This is a genomic window from Acaryochloris marina S15, assembly GCF_018336915.1.
Classification (GTDB): Bacteria; Cyanobacteriota; Cyanobacteriia; order Thermosynechococcales; family Thermosynechococcaceae; genus Acaryochloris; species Acaryochloris marina_A.
In genome coordinates this window covers 4,304,651-4,324,427 of the sequence record NZ_CP064923.1, presented here as the reverse complement: position 1 = coordinate 4,324,427, position 19,777 = coordinate 4,304,651, and the positions used below count along the sequence as shown (strand labels likewise).

Here is a 19,777-nt window from a genome sequence, read left to right as displayed (position 1 = left end):
CCCTGTATGACGTCGACACCTGTATCCCCGGTGGTGCTAGTCATATTAGATGGTTGGGGCTACCAAGAAAACTCAGATGGTAATGCCATCGCTGCCGCAAAAACCCCAATTATTGACAGCCTCTGGACAGCTTATCCTAGTACTTTTATTCAAACCTCTGGTAAAGCCGTGGGCTTACCTGCAGGTCAGATGGGTAATTCTGAGGTAGGCCACCTTAATTTAGGTGCTGGCCGCACCGTCCCCCAAGAGTTGGTTCGCATTGCAGATGCGATCGAAGATGGTAGCTTAGCGACCAATCCTGCTTTGGATAACGTTTGCAAGCAAGTGTCTCAAGCCAACACCAAGCTGCATTTGATCGGACTGTGCTCTCCAGGAGGCGTTCATGCCCATTCCGACCATTTGTTAGCGTTACTTAAGCTTGCCAAAGAACATAATATTTCCCAGGTTTGTATCCATGCCATCTTGGATGGGCGGGATACACCTCCCAAAAGCGCTAAGGATGAGATTCAGCGATTACAGCAACAGGTCGCCCATATTGGCGTGGGGCAAATTGTGACCTTGAGTGGTCGATATTTTGCGATGGATCGCGATCGCAGATGGGATCGCATTCAGCAAGCCTATGAGGTCATGGTGAACGATCAGGTGGCGGTTCCTCGGGATTGGTCTGCCCTAGATACCATCACCGATGCCTATGATCACAAAACGACGGATGAGTTTATTCCCCCCATTCGCATTGCTCCTGGGGCAATCGAGGCAGAAGATGGCGTCATTTTCTTTAATTTTCGGCCCGATCGAGCCCGTCAGCTCACCCAGGCTTTAGTTGATCCCAAGTTCGATGGGTTCGAGCGAGAACAGGTGAAACCCCTTCACTTTGTCACGTTCACTCAATATGATTCATATCTGTCAACCGATATCGCATTTAAGCCCCAAAACTTAGACAATATTTTGGGTGAGATTGTCTCCAATAATGGTTTGAAGCAGCTGCGATTAGCAGAGACCGAAAAGTATGCCCATGTCACCTATTTTTTCAATGGTGGGATTGAAGATCCCTTGCCAGGAGAGGATCGGGTTTTGGTTCCTAGTCCTATGGTGTCTACCTATGACCAGGACCCACCCATGTCGGCGGATAAGGTGACTAAAGAAGCGATCGCAGCCTTAGGTAAACACATCTATTCTCTAATGGTGATCAACTACGCTAATACCGATATGGTGGGTCATACGGGCCTGATGGATGCCACGATCCAAGCAGTTGAAACCGTGGATAGATGTATCGGCATCCTGCTAAACCAAGTGATTGACGTCGGGGGCACACTGTTAATCACGGCTGACCATGGCAATGCCGAACGGATGTGGGATGAGAACGGCAATCCTTGGACTGCCCATACCACTAACCCCGTTCCCTTGATTTTGGTAGAGGGAGAAGGTCGCAAAATTCCGGGCCATGGCACTGATGTGCAGTTGCGAGCAGATGGTTGCTTGGCTGACATTGCCCCGACGATCTTAGATATTTTGCAACTCCCTAAGCCGGAGGAAATGACGGGAACAAGCTTAATTCAGCCTGCAGGGTATGAAGTTCGTAAGAACAAGAGTCCTGTCCGGATTCATCGCTAAAGGTTATACTTTGTGAGTATGTCTTGCCCAATAAAATGGGTTGACAGTCGTGCGGCTATTGATTTGCCGTCAGTATTTTTTATCGTTTACTAGGGTTTCAGTTGAATGCTGACTAATGTGATTCAAGGCATATGGTTTTTCTCTGCCGTGGGGCTCATTGCCTTGGTACTGTTGCACAGCCCCAAAGGAGATGGTTTGGGGGGGATTGGTGGTCAAGGCCAACTCTTCACCAGTGCTAAGAGTGCAGAAAAGACCCTCAATCGGATCACTTGGACCCTGACTCTAATGTTTATGGGGTTAACAGTGGTTCTCAGTGCGGGCTGGCTCGGTTAACGGATTGTTTGACTTATTATGCGGTGGCCTAACCTGAAGAAGTGGCCTGCGGTTATGGGCTTAGGTCTTCTGGGCCTTTTAGCCGCCGTTTTTGTGCATTTAGGATGGGTTTACCCTATTAATGCTGCTCTGCAAGTGCCTGCTGCCCAAGTGCATCCGTTGCCAGCGGTTTTGGAACAGTGGCAAGATCCCCAGGAACAAGGGGATTATTTTGATCAGATTAAAGTGACTCGTGTGGGGTATTTGGTCTGGAGCCAATTTCCCGTCAAAGTGTATGCCCAGCCCACTTCTAAGTCTTTGCCGTTAATCCAAGAGAAATGGCCCCAGGCGGTTGACCAAGCCATTCAGGCGTGGCAAGCTTATTTTCCCCTCGAAGTGACGACCGATTCGAACCAGGCCGATATCATGATCTCGGCAGTTGATCCCACCCAGCGCAGCCAGGGGCGTATTCGCTCAGCGGAGACTCGCTTTAAGCTCTATGTAAATGACCAGCAGCGGTTATCGCATCGCTGCATGGTTCAAGTGCGCACGAACCAAACAGAGACCTATATTGCGGCAGCGATTCGCCATGAGTTAGGTCATGCCTTGGGAATTTGGGGCCATAGTCGCCTCAAGACAGATGCCCTCTATTTTTCTCAAGTGCGGACACCCGCCCCCATATCGGCTAGGGATATGAATACCCTCAAGCGGGTGTATCAACAGCCCACTCGGTTAGGCTGGCCCGTCGTCCAATCATCTGGTTCTGCACCTTAGCCGGGCTATACTCTCAGTGCGACGCTGGCCTGAGAGAACTGTGGATATATATCAACAAGGATTACAACCTCTTTTATTTTCGGCTCTGAAGGCCGATCCAGAAACGGTCCATCGCCAGTTGATGCGGACCTGTGCCTGGCTGGATCAGAACGTGGAGCAGGGATTCTCTCAGGGACTGCAGAAGCAGTTGGCCTCATCTTTACAGGTGGAAGATCCTCAGCTCTCACAATCCTTGTGGGGCCTTTCGTTTGCGAACCCCATCGGATTGGCTGCAGGGTTTGATAAAGATGGCGTAGCAACAAATATTTGGCCTCGTTTTGGCTTTGGATTTGCGGAAGTGGGAACCGTAACCTTCCATGCCCAACCGGGAAATCCTCAACCTCGTTTGTTTCGTTTGCCTGAAGATCAAGCTGCCCTAAACCGAATGGGATTCAATAACCAAGGTGCTGCCCAGATGGCAGAGGTGATTGCTGCTTCCCAAGAGCGTCAAGTGCGCTCTTATCCCCTAGGGATCAATTTAGGCAAATCAAAGGTGACACCCCTCGACCAAGCAGTAGAAGATTATGTAGGAAGTTTTCGACTCCTCAAAACTTATGGGGACTATTTTGTGGTGAATGTGAGTTCACCGAATACCCCAGGGTTGCGATCGCTCCAAGCAGTCGAACAATTGGCCCCTATTTTGGCAGGTCTACAAGCCGAGAATACAGAGGCTAAACCTCTGCTGGTAAAGATTGCTCCAGACTTAGAGTGGGAAGATATTGCCGCGATTGTAGATTTGGCTCAAGTGCATCAGCTCGCAGGTATTATTGCCACGAATACAACGATACGGCGGGATCTGAAAACGGAGCGGATTGCCGTTACGGGTAATGCACCTAGTGAAGAAGCAGGTGGAATTAGTGGTGCCCCGGTGCGATCGCGTTCAACAGACGTGATTCGATTTATCCACCAACACACCCAAGGTCAACTGCCGATTATCGGTGTGGGTGGCATCTTTACGGCTGAGGATGCCTGGGAAAAATTATCTGCTGGAGCCAGCTTATTACAGGTCTATACAGGCTGGGTCTATGAAGGACCATGGATAGTGCGCCGAATTTTGGAAGGCTTGCTGGCAAAAATGCAGGAGGAAGGCATTCAGCAAATTTCTGAGATTGTAGGTCAAAAATAGGTGCATTCTCAGTAATTTTAGGTACATAAACTTGTGGGATTATGCTTGCAGAATCATCAGTTGTTGAAAGAGCTGTTTTACCTTTTTGAGATCTTTGTTGCCTGGAGCTAGTTCCACCCCACTTGATAGATCAATGCCTGGTGGCGTTAAAGTCGTTACCGCTTGATTCACATTATCTGGCGTCAAGCCCCCTGCGAGGAACCAAGGCAACTTTGGTGCAAAGGTCTTGAGCAGAGTCCAATCCCAAGTATGTCCCGTTCCGCCTAAGGCTTGAGGCGTATAGGCATCGAGTAATAGGGTATTCGCAATCGATTCATAGGGGGTGATCTGAGCAAGGGTTTCAGCGCTACGAACCCGAAACGCTTTAATTAACTCAACCTCGGGCAGTTTCGCTTTGACCTGCTGGCAGAACTCTGGTGACTCGTCCCCGTGGAGTTGGACTCCTGTTAATTGGCCGATTTCTACGGTTTGTTGAATCAGGTCTAGATCCGCATTAGCAAAAACACCAATCCGACTCAGAGGTTCTCCCTTCAGGGTTTGAGTGGGTAAAACCTGGGTGATCGCCTGGATCTGTTGGGGCGTGACATAGCGAGGAGACTGGGAGACACAGATAAATCCGAGGGCATCGGCACCTAGGGGTGCGATCGCAACTCCTTGCTCAGGTTGAGTAATGCCACAAATTTTGACTCGCATAAAGTCCTCTGCATCCCATGTATTTCTTTCAGCATAAGGTGGGATCACTTTTATAGCGAAATGTTAACTCTTAAAACAAAACAAATTTTTGCGTCAGTTCAATTTTTATAATTCTGTCAGCGACGTTACAGATTTTTAGATTTAGTCCGTTTCGCTATTTTTAGGAGAACAATTTTGATGCATCCCATACTTTTGACGACCTTCGAAAGTCATCCCTGGACCTTTAACACAGGGATACTGATGCTGTTTATTAACTTGCTTATGGTGTTCCTAGGACGGTATGCCATTAAATATCCAGGTCAAGGACCTGCTTTGCCCATTGGTGTACCGGATTCCATGAAAGACTTTGGTGTGCCAGAAATGCTGGCGACAGGTGTCTTCGCCCATTGGATTGGTGCTGGCATGATTCTAGGTCTACGGTCTGCTGGAGCCCTCTAAGCCCTCTTCGGTATTATCTGTATTTATAATAGTCACTCTCCCTGTTTTTTACCCTAAAAAAGGTTAGATTGCGGGGATTTTTGATGGCAACGTTGCTTTACTCTTGTACTTTTAGAACCTGCAGGTATAGCGGGTCGATTTACTAAGATGCCGTTTCACCATTTACCCCGCCGATCTCTAGGATTTTTCCCCACACCGATTGTTGAACTCCCTCGGCTGTCACAATCTCTGGGTGGTCCCAGAATTCTGATCAAGCGAGATGATCAAACGGGGTTGGCCTTGGGGGGTAATAAAACCCGGAAGCTGGAATTTCTGATCGCAGATGCACTACACCAAAACTGCGATTGCGTGATTACAGCAGGGGCCGCTCAATCGAATCATTGTCGGCAGACGGCCGCCGCCGCCGCCATGGTGGGATTGGAATGTCATCTGGTTCTAGGGGGAACTCCACCAGAACAAGCCAATGGGAATTTACTGTTGGATGAGGTTTTGGGAGCGACGATTCATTGGACAGGGGCAGATCGCAAAGGAGAACAGTTGAATGCGATCTCATCCCAGCTACAGGCCCAAGATCATCATCCTTATGTCATTCCCTATGGCGGCTCTAATGCTTTGGGGGCAGTTGGCTTTGTGGCGGCGATGGCTGAACTGCAGCAACAGCTTCAGGCAATGGAGCAATCTATGGATGCCATTGTATTTGCTTCTAGTTCAGGAGGGACGCAGGCGGGACTGACCGTCGGTCGATCTTTTTTAGCAATGGATGTAGAACTGATTGGCATTCGTATTGATAAGGCTGAAGATGAGCAGTTGAGTTATGGGGACCAATTGGCTGAGTTAGCTACTTCGACAGCCAAGATGCTCCAATCAGAGTGTCACTTTCACCCCGCAGACTTTCGTGTAGAAACCGCCTATCTAGGCGCTGGATACGGTGTTGTGGGTGACCTAGAGCGATCGGCGATTAACCTCCTGGCCCAATCAGAAGGAATTCTCCTCGATCCGGTTTATTCGGGTCGGGCCATGGGTGGGTTATTAGATTTGATCCGCAGGGGACACTTTCATCGCCAGCAAACCGTTCTGTTTTGGCACACGGGGGGACAACCTGCCCTCTTTGCACCACAGTTTTCCCTGAAAGAGACAAACTCGTTTTCAGGATGAATGGGCTGGATCAAAGAACCATCATGCGTTCGGGTTGAACGGATGATAGCTACTCAGCAGGCCCAGTACTGTAGGTTCCGGTTGATGGGTTGTATTTATACTCCAATGGACTGAGGCCAGAAGGATTGGAGCTAGAGGAAGATGGGGAGCTAGAGGAGCTGGCACTATTTGTTCCAGGTGCAGGACTAGGATCAAACTGAGAGGTTAGGTCTTTAGGAGCTTTAGAGGATGAGGGAGATGTCAAACGAAGATTGGGATCAATGGGTTGATTGAATTGTTGGATGGCCTTGGCTTCTTCGGTTAATCCAGCAGGGGAGTTTGTCGCAGGGGGAGTAGATGGGACCTTTGCGGTTGGAATATTCTGGGTTGGAATATTGGCAGCAGGGATATTAGGGGGAGCGGGTTGACTAATTTCTGAGGGAATAGGGCTGGGGACTGGCACTGCTGTGGGGGGCTGAGCCGGTACTCCAGGACTCCCAGCAGTGGGGGACGTCGTTTTTGCTAGGTGGGGGGGGATTTCAATGGTGCTTGGGGGAACTTTTGAAGTGTTGGGACTTGTGCCGGGGATATTGACAGGCTGAGATGTGGGAGCCCCTTTAACCGGTTGCTTAGACTTCGGAGCAGATAGGTTTGTTTGGGCAGGAAGATTTAGGGTTGGGAGCTTTGCGGGCTGAGGTGAAACTGAGCCCGAGGATACCGGTGGCTTGCCCTCTTCTTTTTTGGCTGGGTTATTACAACCATACAATCCAGGTAATGTTGTTAAGGCGACGCATACACCTAGAAGTAGCCGCGTTGATTGATAGGTTTGATTAGAGTGACGGAACATTATCTTTGACTCCCACAGCGGTAATCATTTGGCCTTTGGTTTTATCTAGAAAAAGGCAATATTTATAGCAAAACTATCAGATTTTGTTTTTTGATGATGTAATCTAGCTGCGCTTGCCGTCAAGCTTGATATTTCTATACTGCATTCATATAGAAGTCATACTGAGAAGAGATATTGGCGGATTTATATCGCTATGTTCCAGACTTATCGAAGGAGATTGAAATGCGCTGGCTGGTCTCTGATTCTATTTGAGCTACTCGATATTTTGATGATGATCTATCGAGGTGAAGACGGTGTGAATTCGATATCCGGTCTTGGGAGTGTGGGCGCAATTGTCGGGGTCTTCCTTCTGAGAGGAAACTTAAATGAGTTGGAGCGGATCACAGGTGGAGGCAACCGTCACGGCCTACAACCGCAATACCATCAAGTCGATTGATGTGGAATGGACGAAATGACCTGGCAGTATGAAGCTACACAGTAGACTCTGACAATCCAACGATATATTGGATATAGGGCTCAACCTTTATTGTTATTTATTGAGAACGCTTCATGGGATCTGGTTTGGAAATGCTGAAATCTTACCGCCAACATGTTCAAGAACGGGCTGCTTTGGGAATTCCCCCCCTGCCGTTGACGGCTGAGCAGACGGCAGATCTGTGTGAGCTGCTCAAGTCTCCGCCTGCAGGAGAAGAAGATGCGTTGATGGCATTGCTGCGCGATCGCATCCCGCCTGGGGTGGATCAGGCAGCCTATGTGAAGGCTTCGTTTTTGAGTGCGATCGCAAACAACGAAACCACCAGCCCCCTCATCACTCCCATTGCTGCTGTTGAACTTCTTGGCACCATGATGGGCGGTTACAATGTGCAGTCCTTAGTGGACCTACTCAAATCCGATAATTCCGCATTAGCCACCGCTGCCGCCACTGCCCTCAAACATACGGTCCTGGTTTACGACGCCTACCATGACGTGATGGAATTAGCCCAAACCAATGCCTATGCCCAATCCGTGATTGATTCTTGGGTAGCAGCGGAATGGTTTACCACCCAATCCTCCTTACCCGAATCTATCACCGTTACCGTCTTCAAAGTACCGGGCGAAACCAATACGGACGATCTGTCTCCCGCCCCCCATGCCACCACCCGCCCCGATATTCCTCTCCATGCATTGGCGATGTTAGAAACCCGGATGCCAGAGGGGCTAGATACTTTGGAGCAGCTGAAACAGAAAGGCCATCCCGTGGCTTATGTGGGAGATGTGGTTGGTACGGGCTCTTCCCGTAAATCAGCCATCAACTCTGTGCTCTGGCATATTGGCGATGATATTCCCTTCGTCCCCAACAAACGAGCCGGGGGCTATATCTTGGGGAGTAACATTGCCCCCATTTTCTTCAACACAGCAGAAGATTCAGGAGCCTTGCCCCTCGAATGTGATGTCTCCAGTCTGGAAACCGGAATGGTGATTACCATCCATCCCTACAAAGGCGAGATCACCGACGAGTCAGGCACAGTCCTCACCACCTTTAATCTCAAGCCCGAAACCATTACCGATGAAGTCCAAGCCGGAGGTCGGATTCCTTTACTGATTGGTCGATCTCTAACGGACAAAATTCGTATTGAGCTGGGCATGGAGCCAAGCGATGTCTTTACTCGACCCACTCCACCCCCCGATTCCGGTAAAGGCTTTACCCTCGCCCAAAAGATGGTGGGCAAGGCCTGTGGTCTGCCTGGGGTTCGTCCCGGTATGTCCTGCGAACCTTTAATGACCACTGTTGGCTCCCAAGATACGACGGGGCCGATGACTCGGGATGAAATGAAGGAGTTGGCCTGCTTAGGCTTTAGCTCTGATTTGGTGATGCAGAGTTTTTGCCACACGGCGGCCTATCCCAAACCCGTCGATATTGAAACTCATCAAAACCTCCCCGATTTCTTTGCTTCTCGGGGTGGAGTAGCCCTGCGACCCGGCGATGGCATTATTCACTCTTGGCTCAACCGCATGCTGCTTCCCGACACCGTCGGTACAGGAGGGGACTCCCATACTCGTTTTCCCTTGGGCATTTCCTTTCCTGCAGGGTCGGGGCTAGTAGCCTTTGCCGCGGCGATTGGAGCGATGCCTTTGGATATGCCTGAATCTGTTCTGGTGAAATTCTCGGGAGATCTACAGCCCGGTATTACCCTGCGAGATATCGTCAATGCCATTCCCTATGTTGCCATTCAGAAGGGGTTGCTTACAGTTGAGAAGCAGAATAAGAAAAACATCTACTCTGGCCGGGTTCTAGAGATGGAAGGATTGCCCGATCTAAAACTAGAGCAAGCTTTTGAACTCACGGACGCATCAGCAGAGCGATCTGCTTCTGGCTGCACGATTAAGCTCAGCGAAGAGACCGTGGCTGAATATTTGCGCTCTAATGTCGCCCTCCTCAAGAACATGGCGGCTCGGGGTTACCAAGATGCCCGCACAATTCTACGCCGAGTAGCCAAGATGGAAGCTTGGTTAGAAAAGCCCGAACTTATGTCAGCGGATGCGGATGCTGAATATGCTGAAGTGGTGGAGGTTAACCTCACTGAGATTCGGGAGCCATTGGTGGCAGCTCCCAATGACCCCGACAACATTAAAACCCTATCTGATGTTGTCAATGACCCCATTCATGAGGTGTTTATCGGGTCCTGCATGACTAATATTGGCCATTACCGAGCAGCCGCAAAAGTTCTAGAAGGGGCAGGCCCCACTAAAGCGAGACTCTGGATTTGTCCTCCTACCCGGATGGATGAAAAGCAGCTCCGGGAGGAAGGCTATTACGAAATTTTTGAGGCTGCGGGTGCAAGGACGGAGATGCCGGGATGTTCTCTCTGTATGGGGAACCAAGCTCGGGTTGAAGATGGCGTGACAGTGTTTTCAACGTCTACCCGTAACTTTAATAACCGGATGGGCAAAGGAGCACAAGTGTATCTGGGGTCGGCGGAGTTGGCTGCAGCCTGCGCCCTCTTAGGCCGAATTCCCACTCCAGAAGAATATCTGGAGATTGTGGCCAAGAAGATCGATCCTTTTGCGGATGAGCTATATCGCTATCTGAATTTTGATCAGATTGATGGCTTTATTGAGGAAGGTCGTGTGATTCCTTTGGAGGAATTACCCAAGATTGAGGATATTTTAGGGATGCCTGTCAGTTAAGGGACAACAGATAGGGCCTTTAGAATTCGCTGGAGCAGGAACGATTACGGCCCTGAGCTTTAGCTTGGTAAAGTGCTTTATCTGCCTGTTCAATGATCTGGTGGGAATCCAGTTCTAGTTGTGGAATCCCACTGGCAATACCAATACTGATAGTGACATAGTCACTAATGATGGACTCAGTATGGGCCAAGGCTAGCTTTTGAAGGTTCTCTTGAATAACACTCGCTTGAGCTTGAGCCCCAGAAAGCTGGGTATGGGGCAGAATAATCACAAATTCCTCGCCTCCATATCGAGCAGCAAAATCACTGGGTCTGCGCATACAGCTATGAATGGTTTGGGCAATTTGAAATAAGCAACTATCCCCTGCTTGATGACCATAATGATCGTTGTAGGCCTTGAAACAATCAACATCACATAGGAGTAAAGATAAGCAAGATTGCTCGCGAAGCATTCTTTCCCACTCTTGGATAAAAACGGCATTAAAGTGTCGTCGATTGGCAATTTGGGTGACATCATCAATGGTGGCGAGCTGTTCTACTGTTTCTAGTAAATGCTGGCGGGTACGCATAAATTGCACCAACGAATAGCCGACTAACAGGGTAAACCCACAAAACAAAATGGTGATGATACTCAGTAGCTGTAACGAATGGGAATGACGTTGAATTCGACTTTGATATTCCTGCCATTGTTGACGTTGATTGAGAAGGGAAACTTGGTTGATATCGAGTTCTAGTTTTTCCAGCTGGTCAATAATTCTACTTTGGACCTTGGTGTTAGTGGGTTCTTGTTGCCATTGTTTGAGATCAGGTTTTAAGGACAACCATGATCGGACTAAATGATCTTTAATGGTGGAAACTTGGGTATCTAAGCTACGCGATAGAAAGTGCCGCTGAATAATCGTAAATCGGCTTTGAGTAATCTTGAGTTGCAGAGTGAAGTCTTTGGTATTGGTGGAATGGCTATGCACGAGCTGCAGTCGGAGACGATTGACTTCCCGCTGAAGTTGGTTGAAGTCATGCACTCCCCTCACTAAGTTAAGTTCTAAAGACTTGTCTTGAGTCTGAATCTGTTGTCGTAAAGATTGTCCACCTACTAAAATCCCGATCAGTAGGAGAAGCATAATGCTGGGGAAAAATATGAGCTGCCCCCGTGTTGCCCAGGGCTGTCGAGCTGGCACGCCGGAATGATGATGCACTGTCATTACTGCACATTAATTTCTGCGATTTGCCAGATCCAGTAGGATTTTTCTGCCAATTCTGATACGGAGGGGAATTGTTGATACGGAAATACCAGCATTGCGGGTCCTCTGTAATCAGACTGCATATGTTCACCATCTTGTTGTAGGGCAAAAATAACAGGATATTGCTGGAGCCAAACGATGGGAACCTGGATGTTGTAATCGTTAAGTGCTTTAAGATGTATGGCTCTTGCTTTGGGATCAACCTGCCAGAGATCGAGCAAGTCTCGCATCAAAACGCCTTGAAATACCCGATCTTGCTGTTCAAATAAATCTAATACGGAATATTCGACTAACCCGAGGGATTCGATGGTTTGCCGGTCCATGATGATGTGATCGTCTTGATTGGTGGTTCCCAATCGACCTGTGACCTTAAGGATGGGCTCATTTTTTGGCAAAGGAATGGGTTGCCCCGTTTGTAGTTGTGGGGGTGTTATTTGGGTATAAACATCGTCAAATTTAGCGTCTGTGGCACAACCTCCCATGAATAAGACCAGGGCGGGAACTATCCATTGTCGACGGTTATGCATGGCACCTCCAACAGCATCTTTAACCTACCAGAAGATATTTGGCTTTTTGCAGTAAACAAATATGCAGTACTTATTGAAACAGATAATCTCCTCCTCACCATTAATTTCCTTAGCCGCAATGACAGAACATCGATTGTTAGCCGTTGAATCTGTGTTAGGCGTGATAGACATATCAGTACAACGCTGTTTAGCTGCAAAAAAGGTTGGGTCTGATTATTGAATGGAATACCACTCTCTTTTGTAGGGGCCTATAGCTTTCTCAAAGCAGAGCAGAATAATAATCCCTATGCTATAGGCCACTAAATCTTCCCAGCTAAAGGTGGTGCCAATGATGGTCCTTGCCAATTGCGATGCTCCTAATCCTAGAATTTCTACGATTTTAAAGGACTGCAGAACTTCAACTGCAAATGAGAATATGAGAACACCGATAGCAGCGGTCATAATTGAAACTTTAAAGAATGCTCTAACGATTGCGTAAATCAAAATAACGACTAAGAGGTCACCGATATACGGGCGAATAAAGTTGTCATCAATATGGAGTGCGATATACAGCTCTATCAAAAATAGAATGATCGACCAGGCACAGTAATAGGTATTAAATCTCATAACAAGGGAGTAGGGCGATTCAACGGCATCAGGCCATTCGATATTTAGCTATTATTTCCCACCCATAGAAATAGATTGCTTATTTGACGTAAAATCTTTACCGATTCACACTGCAAAATGACAAATTGAAGGTCTGCTCAGACGACTCTCAGATTTTTGCGGTACTCTGTAGGTACTGAGCTTGGGTGAAGTTCATTACCAACGGCTAATAGACTTAGCCAAACATGATGTTCAGTAATCAGTCATGGGGTAATGTACGGGGGAATGATTGATGCGGTCCCCCACGGCTGTACTTAAACGGAGATAACCGCATGAAGTACCCAACTCTAGTCATGGCATTCTTGCTAGCTACCTTCACTGTAGATGTGGCAGCTGTTAAAGCAGAAGACCTTGTGCAGTCTCAAGCGGATGAAACCGCTTTATTAGCAGGCAAACGCAAAGGTTTCCGGCGTGGTGGTTTTAAGAACCGGCGCCGATTGCATCAGCGCCGTTTTAGACGATTTCCCAATCGAAATTTTCGGCATCGTAAGGTTCGACGTTTCCCTGGACGAGTTCGCCATCGGCCTTTCCACCGCCGTCGAACCTTTCACCATCGTCGCCGGTTTGGACGACAATTTCGACACTACCCCTTTCGTAGGCGCTATCGTCACTATTCACCCTACTACCATCCATTCTCCCGGAGACTGTACCTACATCACTCGACCTTTCCCAGCCGGCGATCCTACATCGCACCTGAACATCGCGGACCAGAAGGTAAATACGATCACCAAGGCCTCGCTAAGCGGGTGATTTTAGGAATGGTTGCTGATCCAGATCTGAAGCCCTTGGTGGCAACGTTGGATATTCAACAAAAGGGAGACACAGTATTCCTAAGTGGTGAGGTTCCCGATCAGGATGCTTTAGACAAAGTAATTGAACTGGTCAAAAATACCAAAGGTGCTAAAAAAGTCGAGGCCACTGAGGTGCTTGTGCTGTCTGAATCTGAATAACAAGTAGTAGCCTCCCCTGCCAAAATTTGAGAGGGGAGGCTTTTGGGGAATCAATCTGCATTCTGATTTTCAGGTGGTTTACCCGGAGGGAATAGTTCCATCTAGGTTAAGGGCTGCACAAGACCTTGTTTTTAATAGAGTCTTTCTATTCAGTAGAGTTGGCCTATATGTCTGCTAACAAGGTTTCAATCGCATTTACAACCTTCTGACATTTCTGTGGATCAAGAGCATCGGCATGGGGCGAAGCAAACTGACCTTTATCGTTGTCAAAATACTGGCCAGAGGCAGCAGAAAACTCATCGGTCAGGGCTGCACGAGTCAATATGTCCGCGCCAATCCGAAGATCGCCCCCTGCGACTCCAAAGCCCTCTTTCACCATCTTGCTGCCCAGCATCGAACCCGGATTCACCGCGATAATGGTCAGGCCATCACCCTGAGGTGAAAGGGCCAAACTACGGGACCACATGGTCAGTGCCAGCTTGCTTTGGGCATAAGCCGTGAAGTCTTCGGTGAACTGGACCCGTCCAGCCAAGGCCTCTAGATTAACGGGGGACTGAGCGGCGGAGGATACATTGATGAGCCGTCCAGAGGTAGACATCAATGGTCGGAGTTCCTGGGTTAGTAGATAAGGGGCGAGTGTATTTACAGCAAAGCGAACATCAAGCCCATCCTGAGTGATCGTATTAGGTGTTTTGTAGACCCCTGCGTTGTTGATCAGGACATCCAACGTAGAGTGGTTTTCAGCGACAGCCTTTGCCAGTGACACCACATCAGTCATCCGAGACAAATCGGAAACATAGTTTTCGACACTGCCCGGCAGAGTAGAGAGGGATTTTGCGGCTGCCTCCAGCTTGGTGGGATTGCGCCCATGCAACAGCACTCTATGACCTTCTGAGACCAGCATCTTGGCTGTTTCTAAGCCAATGCCATCGGTGGAACCTGTAATCAGAATCGTTTTTGTCATGGTTCTAGCTTCCTCAATCATTGCAGACCGTAAATTCTGGCAAGATATCCTCGGCCAAACGTTTTAAGGTTGTTTCAATATCCGCGTGGTTAAATCGCAAGTTCAGTGCTACATGGTTCATGCCGATTTGTTCTAGGGATTTGAGATAGGCCCGCAGGGAGTTCACTCCTAACCGGAATCCCAGATGGATCGGTTGTGGCCGGGTGTCGGGGGCTTCGGTTAGATCTAAATACAGCGGCTGCATGATTGGTTTGTCAGTACCGTCTAATGCTTCAACCCGTGCCCGCCAATCGCGAATGACCCGTGCTTGCATAACCGTATCCCGTGGATAAGTCATCCAGCCGTCCCCGTTCCGCGCAATCCACTCGGGGGCTTGTTGACTGCCTCCCGTAATCAGTAGGGGCAGTTTGACCGAGGTCGGTTTAGGCAACATATCCATCCCACTATTCGGGCTGCCAAACGCATTTTCAAAGGTGGGTGAATTCTCACCCATCTGCCGGATGTAGTCAAAACTCTCCCGAAACGCAGACCCACGTTCTTCAAAGGAGAGGTTGAGCGCTGGATACTCCTCTGGTCGGTCCCCCGAAGCCACCCCCAGAATTAGCCGTCCTCCTGACAGGACATCAGCGGTAGCGGCGGCCTTGGCCACATGGGCTGGATGTCGCATGGGTAAAATAATGCTGGCAACTCCGAGAGCGATTCGCTGAGTTTGGCCTGCTAACAGTCCCAAATAAACAAAGGGATCGTAGGTCTGCCCTGCATCCCCAAAGGAGGGCACGTTGAAGGGCACATCCCGTAACCAAACGGACGAAAAGCCCAATTCTTCGGCTAGCTGGACTCGTTCAAGGTGACGTTTCAGGGTGGGGACTGGCCCTGTTGGGTAAGTCTCGATCGGCACTACTAAGCCAAGGCTTAATCGGTTTGGACGAAACACAGAGTTGTATCCCCGATTAATCGGCTGAAACCCGATATCTTCCACAGGCTTGAGGGTATTGCATTCCCTGTTCATTATTGGATCTCCTGCACACTAACGACCATTTCTTGCCAACCGCGTTGGTTGTTCATGTCGAACTGGGCTCCGTTCTCATCTGCCCAGGTAAAGCGCTTTAAGGCCGGGGTCTGACTAGTGGCCTGATAGAGCCAATAGGCTTCTTCCTGCAGAGCTTTGTCAATGGGTTTGTCGATGGAGGCGTAGACGGTTTGTTTGCAGGCGTTGATCGATTCAGCGGGCCAGAGGGCGATCCGGTTGGCCAAGGCTTCCACAAACGGGCCAATCTCGTCGGGGTCAAGGGCTTTGTTGATGGTGCCATAGGCTTCGGCCTGGTCGGCATCAAAGTCTTTTGCACCTAAAATAATTTCCAGGGCTCGCCCTAGACCGATCTGACGCGCCATCCGGGAGGCGCCACCGCCACAGGGAAGGATGCCCATGGCGACTTCCATCTGCATAAACTTGGCTTTGCCTCGGGCGGCAAACCGCATATCGCAGGCCAGGGCAAATTCGTGACCGCCACCGCGGGCAAAGCCTTCTATCTTGGCAATGGTGGCCTGGGGCAGCTTGCTAATCCGCTCTAGAACCACCTGCAAATCGAGGAGTTTGACTTCGTCGCGAGGGATTGCGGTCCCAGACATGTCTTTAAGGAAATTCGTGTCGGCATGGGCCACAAAAATTTCGGGATGGGCAGATTGAAACACCACGACTTTGATGATGCGATCCGTTTCCAGCTTTTGGGCTAGCATACTGAGATCGGCCAGCATCGGCAGGCCCTGAATATTGACGGGTGGATAGTCGAAGGTGACCCAAGCGATGGCGTTTTCGATCTCAACGTTGAAAGTAGTGAAAGTGTCGTAGTTCATTGCATCTCTCCAATGGTGTGGTTAATGAATACCGTCTAATACAGTTTTGCCAATGGCCTTACCGCTTTCTTGGAATTCATGGGCAGCCCGCAGATTTTCAATATTGAGACGGCCACCATGGTGATTGACCGTCGAGATCAGCGTGCCATTATCTAGCAACTCTGAGACTCGCTGTAGCAATTGATGCTGGACGTCCATATCCTCGGTTTGGAACATGGACCGGGTGAACATAAATTCCCAGCTCAAAGAAATCGCTTTGGTTTTCAGAGACATCACATCCAGAGTGTCCGGATCATCAATCAGAGCCATATGCCCCCGTGGTTTAATCAGTTTCCGGATAGCGGCAAAATGCTTATCCGTGTGGGTTAGGGCTGCCACATAGCGAGGGTTAATGCCCAGAAACTTCAGCTCTTCGTCTAGGGGGTTACGGTGATTGACCACGTAATCTGCTCCCATTTTCTTGACCCAAGCATGGGTATCCTCCCGGGAGGCCGTGGCAATGACGGTCAGCCCTGTGAGTTTCTTTGCGAGCTGAATCAGAATCGAACCCACACCCCCTGCACCGCCGATCACGAGCAGCGATTCCCCTGTGCCTTCACCTTCTTTGAGTCCAAAGCTATCAAAGAGCATTTCCCAGGCGGTAATACTGGTCAGGGGGATGCCAGCAGCTTCTGTAAACCCAAGGGATGAGGGTTTGCGACCCACAATCCGTTCATCGACTACATGAAATGGGGCATTGGTTCCTGGGCGAGTAATGTCTCCTGCATAGAACACTTCGTCACCAGGGCGAAACTGGGTCACGGCTGAGCCCACTTCTTGCACGACCCCAGCGGCATCAAACCCTAGAATGCGGGGCTCGCCATCGGGTTGAGCACTGGCCCTTAGTTTGACATCAACGGGATTCACAGAAACCCCCCGGACCTCCACGAGTAAGTCTTTTGGACCCGGTTGGGGTTTTTCTGTTTCAAATTCGATCAGGACATCTGCTGCTGGCCCTGCATCCTGATACCCAATGGCTTTCATCATTTCGCCTCCTTTTGAGTCATTTGACCGTTATCCGCATGATAATTATTTAGATTAGAAAGATAAACAGGCTTTTAGCGAAATAATAATTCGGATATTTTTGATAAATGGATATTTTATCCCTCCGTTTGTTTTTGAGGATTGCCGCCCGGGGTGGGGTCTCGGCGGCGGCGCAGGACCTCTCCCTATCTCCTGCCAGTGCCAGTGCCCGTCTGGTGAAACTTGAAGAAATAGTCGGCTTTCGTCTGTTCAACCGAACCACCCGAGCTGTCTCTTTGACCACTGATGGTGAGGCATTTTTGCCCTATGCCCAGCAGATGATTGAAACCCTAGAAACGGGGCTAAGTGCTGTCAAGGGGCAGGGGTCAGAGGCGGAAGGGGTACTGCGAATTACCATGCCTGGTTCCTTTGGCCGGATGTATATCATTCCAGCTTTGGCTGAATTCCATGCCCGCCATCCGTTGGTCAGCCTTGATTTACGACTATCGGATGAGGTGTTGGATGTGGTGGAAGGGGCCTATGATCTGATTATCCGCAATGCCCCCTTGGCCGATAGCAGTCTGATTTTGCGAAAGTTAGCTGCTGATCGGCGGATTCTGGTCGCTTCTCCCACCTATCTTGAGGAGTATGGGACGCCTTCAACGCCTGATGATCTTGCAGCGCATCAATGTGTCAGCTTGGCCGAAGTGACGAAGTGGAAGTTTAAAAACGGACAGGCCATTAGCGTTCCCCACTCATTTGTGGTTAACGACGGTGAGGCCCTGCGTAAAATGCTGGAGCAGGGGCTGGGAATAGGCATTAAGTCTGTCTGGAATGCCAGTGAAAGTTTGAAATCTGGGCTGCTGGTTGAGGTACTGCCAGAATTTCCACTGATGGTAGATGTCTCGATTTGGCTGCTGTATCCGAGTCGTCGGATTATTGCTCCAAAGGTTTATGCCATGATTGATTTTCTACTAGAACGGTTCCAGCCTGTTCCGCCTTGGGAGCGCTAGTGAAGGGAAGGATCATACCAATGAAACTCTAGCCCATCCTATACGCTTACCAAAAGATGAAAGCTAACGTTATCAATCTTTTGGCCTATCTTAGGCCTCACGATCTCAGTCATAACCAAAAACTAAACGCTCCGCCAAGTCGGTATCTGGACTTGCGCAGATAAACTCCCGAAAAATCGTGAGTACAAAACCCCAATCATGGAAACACTTTTTGTCATCTTCAGTTAAACAAAGACAGAACAACCATGTATGGCGGCTACTCACTTTTGATGCAAGACGCTGAACCGATTGCCACTGATCGTTAGTGGGAGGCTCTGTGAAACCTGAAGTTTCAGGTATGGCTGCAATCAGCTCTTGAAAACGCTTGGGTGTAATTAACTCAAAATCGGAATCCGAAATCAAAGAACTCGGGAATGGACCGTGAAGCTCTGGTGTTTGTGATGGTTCTGGGCCGACGAAACTATTGCCGAAGACCTCACTAAGCCGATACTCTCGGATGATGTCCTGTGGAGACTGGCAACGAGGAAGTGAAACGTGTTCGTGCTCACACCAACCATAATCCCATAGCGGGAGAAGATTTCGAGGCGACTCAGTCATGGGTAGATGCAAGTGATACCTAACTATTATTTACTCAAAAGGGATTCGATGTTTAGAGATGATCAACAACCGCTTTGCCCATATCGTTCCCACTTTCCAAATGAGCGTGTGCTTGTTGCAACTTGCAGCCTAACGGTTAGGATAACTGGGCTGGAAGCTGATGTTGTTGAAGGGAGAGAATGTGCAATGTGTTTTGGTTCATCTGGTCGTTGGGTTGTTTTTCCAGATTCAATTATCAAACCAAAACACCATCCTTGAAGCGTCATTACTGAACCGATCATCAATGGATTGCATGAAGTCCATTACCATTTGAAATTCGTCCGGCGCATCCGACAAATCATATCCAGCGTGTTTGCAGGCATCCATTATTTCATTGCGAGTCAAATGGCTGGCATGGTGCCAGTTGGGATCTGAAACGTAACGACGGCCATCCTTGTACTCTTTGATATGAGCATTATGTTTAGCGACATAGTGCTTGGCATCGGACTCATAGCACCATTCATGCATGAGGTTTTTCCTCTGGTCATCGGCATCATCGGGAATGATTTCGGCGTAAAACTGCTCGTGAATATATTGTGATATGTCTTCGGGTAAGCCTCGGGGTACGAAAAGTACGGGCACATCATCGTTGTGGCTGTGCACACCAGCGAGTACTGTGAATAGGCGATAATCGCGGCCGACGGAAAAGAAGTTGGCGATTACAGATTCGATACCCCAGTATGGCTACGGTGTACACACAAGTCTGAATTAGACTGTAGTGAAGTCGTATAGAGCATCCTCATAGATATGGAAAATCCTATTTTGGTGCACGAAGAACTGATTAATGGAACTACCTTTGGCGAC

Annotated in this window: 20 protein-coding genes; 9 read left to right on the top strand and 11 right to left on the bottom strand. The window is 49.0% G+C overall.

Annotated features, from left to right (window positions below):
* Positions 1–6 precede the first annotated feature (6 nt).
* The 4 genes from gpmI (at position 7) to I1H34_RS19770 (ending at position 3,862) form a co-directional block, all read left to right on the top strand.
* The gene (gene gpmI / locus I1H34_RS19785; RefSeq protein ID WP_212662678.1) at positions 7–1,611 is read left to right on the top strand and encodes a 2,3-bisphosphoglycerate-independent phosphoglycerate mutase; all 1,605 of its coding nucleotides are present in this window, start codon (positions 7–9) and stop codon (positions 1,609–1,611) included.
* A 105-nt stretch (positions 1,612–1,716) separates the two neighbouring features.
* Positions 1,717–1,944 (top strand): preprotein translocase subunit SecG, encoded by a 228-nt coding sequence (gene secG, locus I1H34_RS19780; RefSeq protein ID WP_212662677.1) that lies wholly within the window; start codon positions 1,717–1,719, stop codon positions 1,942–1,944.
* A gap of 18 nt (positions 1,945–1,962) precedes the next feature.
* A complete protein-coding gene (locus I1H34_RS19775) occupies positions 1,963–2,697 on the top strand; it encodes a matrixin family metalloprotease (RefSeq protein WP_249369417.1) in 735 nt (244 codons plus the stop codon).
* 40 nt (positions 2,698–2,737) lie between these two features.
* On the top strand, positions 2,738–3,862 hold the full coding sequence (locus I1H34_RS19770) for a quinone-dependent dihydroorotate dehydrogenase (RefSeq protein ID WP_212662676.1): 1,125 nt from the start codon (positions 2,738–2,740) through the stop codon (positions 3,860–3,862).
* Positions 3,863–3,901: 39 nt separating this feature from the next.
* Here the strand turns inward: I1H34_RS19770 and I1H34_RS19765 are convergent, their stop codons facing one another.
* A complete protein-coding gene (locus I1H34_RS19765; protein WP_212662675.1) occupies positions 3,902–4,555 on the bottom strand; it encodes a phosphoribosylanthranilate isomerase in 654 nt (217 codons plus the stop codon).
* A 177-nt stretch (positions 4,556–4,732) separates the two neighbouring features.
* On the opposite strand from I1H34_RS19765, the gene psaK reads away from it, so the two are divergent.
* The gene (gene psaK, locus I1H34_RS19760; RefSeq protein WP_212662674.1) at positions 4,733–4,993 is read left to right on the top strand and encodes a photosystem I reaction center subunit PsaK; all 261 of its coding nucleotides are present in this window, start codon (positions 4,733–4,735) and stop codon (positions 4,991–4,993) included.
* Positions 4,994–5,140: 147 nt separating this feature from the next.
* The gene (locus I1H34_RS19755; RefSeq protein WP_212662673.1) at positions 5,141–6,148 is read left to right on the top strand and encodes a D-cysteine desulfhydrase family protein; all 1,008 of its coding nucleotides are present in this window, start codon (positions 5,141–5,143) and stop codon (positions 6,146–6,148) included.
* Between the two features lie 49 nt (positions 6,149–6,197).
* Here the strand turns inward: I1H34_RS19755 and I1H34_RS19750 are convergent, their stop codons facing one another.
* Positions 6,198–6,974 carry a hypothetical protein gene (locus tag I1H34_RS19750; protein ID WP_212662672.1) on the bottom strand — a complete coding sequence of 259 codons (777 nt, stop codon included), beginning with the start codon at positions 6,972–6,974 and terminating at the stop codon, positions 6,198–6,200.
* Between the two features lie 567 nt (positions 6,975–7,541).
* Here I1H34_RS19750 and acnB point away from each other — a divergent pair.
* On the top strand, positions 7,542–10,142 hold the full coding sequence (acnB, locus tag I1H34_RS19745; protein WP_212666353.1) for a bifunctional aconitate hydratase 2/2-methylisocitrate dehydratase: 2,601 nt from the start codon (positions 7,542–7,544) through the stop codon (positions 10,140–10,142).
* A 19-nt stretch (positions 10,143–10,161) separates the two neighbouring features.
* Here the strand turns inward: acnB and I1H34_RS19740 are convergent, their stop codons facing one another.
* From I1H34_RS19740 to I1H34_RS19730, 3 genes are all read right to left on the bottom strand, one after another.
* Positions 10,162–11,343 (bottom strand): diguanylate cyclase, encoded by a 1,182-nt coding sequence (locus tag I1H34_RS19740; protein WP_249369414.1) that lies wholly within the window; start codon positions 11,341–11,343, stop codon positions 10,162–10,164.
* Positions 11,343–11,909, bottom strand: coding sequence for a putative pterin-binding protein (locus I1H34_RS19735; protein ID WP_212662671.1), 567 nt, complete (start codon positions 11,907–11,909; stop codon positions 11,343–11,345). The genes I1H34_RS19740 and I1H34_RS19735 overlap by 1 nt, the downstream gene beginning before the upstream one ends.
* Positions 11,910–12,122: 213 nt before the next feature.
* Positions 12,123–12,515, bottom strand: coding sequence for a ribosomal maturation YjgA family protein (locus I1H34_RS19730; protein ID WP_212662670.1), 393 nt, complete (start codon positions 12,513–12,515; stop codon positions 12,123–12,125).
* Between the two features lie 311 nt (positions 12,516–12,826).
* Between I1H34_RS19730 and I1H34_RS19725 the strand changes: the two genes are divergently transcribed.
* Positions 12,827–13,504, top strand: coding sequence for a BON domain-containing protein (locus I1H34_RS19725; RefSeq protein ID WP_212662669.1), 678 nt, complete (start codon positions 12,827–12,829; stop codon positions 13,502–13,504).
* Between the two features lie 163 nt (positions 13,505–13,667).
* Here I1H34_RS19725 and I1H34_RS19720 read toward each other — a convergent pair whose 3' ends face one another.
* The 4 genes from I1H34_RS19720 to I1H34_RS19705 are packed head-to-tail and all read right to left on the bottom strand — an operon-like array spanning position 13,668 to position 17,345.
* On the bottom strand, positions 13,668–14,468 hold the full coding sequence (locus I1H34_RS19720; protein ID WP_212662668.1) for an SDR family NAD(P)-dependent oxidoreductase: 801 nt from the start codon (positions 14,466–14,468) through the stop codon (positions 13,668–13,670).
* A 13-nt stretch (positions 14,469–14,481) separates the two neighbouring features.
* Positions 14,482–15,477, bottom strand: a complete 996-nt coding sequence (locus I1H34_RS19715; RefSeq protein ID WP_212662667.1) for an LLM class oxidoreductase — start codon at positions 15,475–15,477, stop codon at positions 14,482–14,484.
* Positions 15,477–16,322: an enoyl-CoA hydratase/isomerase family protein gene (locus I1H34_RS19710; RefSeq protein WP_212662666.1), complete on the bottom strand. Its 846-nt coding sequence runs from the start codon at positions 16,320–16,322 to the stop codon at positions 15,477–15,479. The genes I1H34_RS19715 and I1H34_RS19710 overlap by 1 nt, the downstream gene beginning before the upstream one ends.
* 21 nt (positions 16,323–16,343) lie before the next feature.
* Complete coding sequence (locus I1H34_RS19705) at positions 16,344–17,345, bottom strand: zinc-binding alcohol dehydrogenase family protein (RefSeq protein ID WP_212666351.1); 1,002 nt, start codon at positions 17,343–17,345, stop codon at positions 16,344–16,346.
* Positions 17,346–17,452: 107 nt separating this feature from the next.
* Here I1H34_RS19705 and I1H34_RS19700 point away from each other — a divergent pair, with 107 nt between their 5' ends.
* Positions 17,453–18,337: a LysR family transcriptional regulator gene (locus I1H34_RS19700; protein WP_212662665.1), complete on the top strand. Its 885-nt coding sequence runs from the start codon at positions 17,453–17,455 to the stop codon at positions 18,335–18,337.
* 105 nt (positions 18,338–18,442) lie between these two features.
* Here the strand turns inward: I1H34_RS19700 and I1H34_RS19695 are convergent, their stop codons facing one another.
* Both I1H34_RS19695 and I1H34_RS19690 read right to left on the bottom strand, forming a co-directional pair.
* Positions 18,443–18,934, bottom strand: a complete 492-nt coding sequence (locus I1H34_RS19695) for a hypothetical protein (RefSeq protein WP_212662664.1) — start codon at positions 18,932–18,934, stop codon at positions 18,443–18,445.
* 228 nt (positions 18,935–19,162) lie between these two features.
* Complete coding sequence (locus tag I1H34_RS19690) at positions 19,163–19,555, bottom strand: hypothetical protein (RefSeq protein WP_212662663.1); 393 nt, start codon at positions 19,553–19,555, stop codon at positions 19,163–19,165.
* Between the last annotated feature and the right edge of the window lie 222 nt (positions 19,556–19,777).

Excerpts from the sequence above, each read along its gene's own strand:
- gpmI (WP_212662678.1), top strand. The coding sequence starts at position 7 with ATGACGTCGACACCTGTATCCCCGGTGGTGCTAGTCATATTAGATGGT.
- secG (WP_212662677.1), top strand. The coding sequence starts at position 1,717 with ATGCTGACTAATGTGATTCAAGGCATATGGTTTTTCTCTGCCGTGGGG.
- I1H34_RS19775 (WP_249369417.1), top strand. The coding sequence starts at position 1,963 with ATGCGGTGGCCTAACCTGAAGAAGTGGCCTGCGGTTATGGGCTTAGGT.
- I1H34_RS19765 (WP_212662675.1), bottom strand. The coding sequence starts at position 4,555 with ATGCGAGTCAAAATTTGTGGCATTACTCAACCTGAGCAAGGAGTTGCG.
- psaK (WP_212662674.1), top strand. The coding sequence starts at position 4,733 with ATGCATCCCATACTTTTGACGACCTTCGAAAGTCATCCCTGGACCTTT.
- I1H34_RS19755 (WP_212662673.1), top strand. The coding sequence starts at position 5,141 with ATGCCGTTTCACCATTTACCCCGCCGATCTCTAGGATTTTTCCCCACA.
- I1H34_RS19750 (WP_212662672.1), bottom strand. The coding sequence starts at position 6,974 with ATGTTCCGTCACTCTAATCAAACCTATCAATCAACGCGGCTACTTCTA.
- acnB (WP_212666353.1), top strand. The coding sequence starts at position 7,542 with ATGCTGAAATCTTACCGCCAACATGTTCAAGAACGGGCTGCTTTGGGA.
- I1H34_RS19740 (WP_249369414.1), bottom strand. The coding sequence starts at position 11,343 with ATGACAGTGCATCATCATTCCGGCGTGCCAGCTCGACAGCCCTGGGCA.
- I1H34_RS19735 (WP_212662671.1), bottom strand. The coding sequence starts at position 11,909 with ATGCATAACCGTCGACAATGGATAGTTCCCGCCCTGGTCTTATTCATG.
- I1H34_RS19730 (WP_212662670.1), bottom strand. The coding sequence starts at position 12,515 with ATGAGATTTAATACCTATTACTGTGCCTGGTCGATCATTCTATTTTTG.
- I1H34_RS19725 (WP_212662669.1), top strand. The coding sequence starts at position 12,827 with ATGAAGTACCCAACTCTAGTCATGGCATTCTTGCTAGCTACCTTCACT.
- I1H34_RS19720 (WP_212662668.1), bottom strand. The coding sequence starts at position 14,468 with ATGACAAAAACGATTCTGATTACAGGTTCCACCGATGGCATTGGCTTA.
- I1H34_RS19715 (WP_212662667.1), bottom strand. The coding sequence starts at position 15,477 with ATGAACAGGGAATGCAATACCCTCAAGCCTGTGGAAGATATCGGGTTT.
- I1H34_RS19710 (WP_212662666.1), bottom strand. The coding sequence starts at position 16,322 with ATGAACTACGACACTTTCACTACTTTCAACGTTGAGATCGAAAACGCC.
- I1H34_RS19705 (WP_212666351.1), bottom strand. The coding sequence starts at position 17,345 with ATGAAAGCCATTGGGTATCAGGATGCAGGGCCAGCAGCAGATGTCCTG.
- I1H34_RS19700 (WP_212662665.1), top strand. The coding sequence starts at position 17,453 with ATGGATATTTTATCCCTCCGTTTGTTTTTGAGGATTGCCGCCCGGGGT.
- I1H34_RS19695 (WP_212662664.1), bottom strand. The coding sequence starts at position 18,934 with ATGACTGAGTCGCCTCGAAATCTTCTCCCGCTATGGGATTATGGTTGG.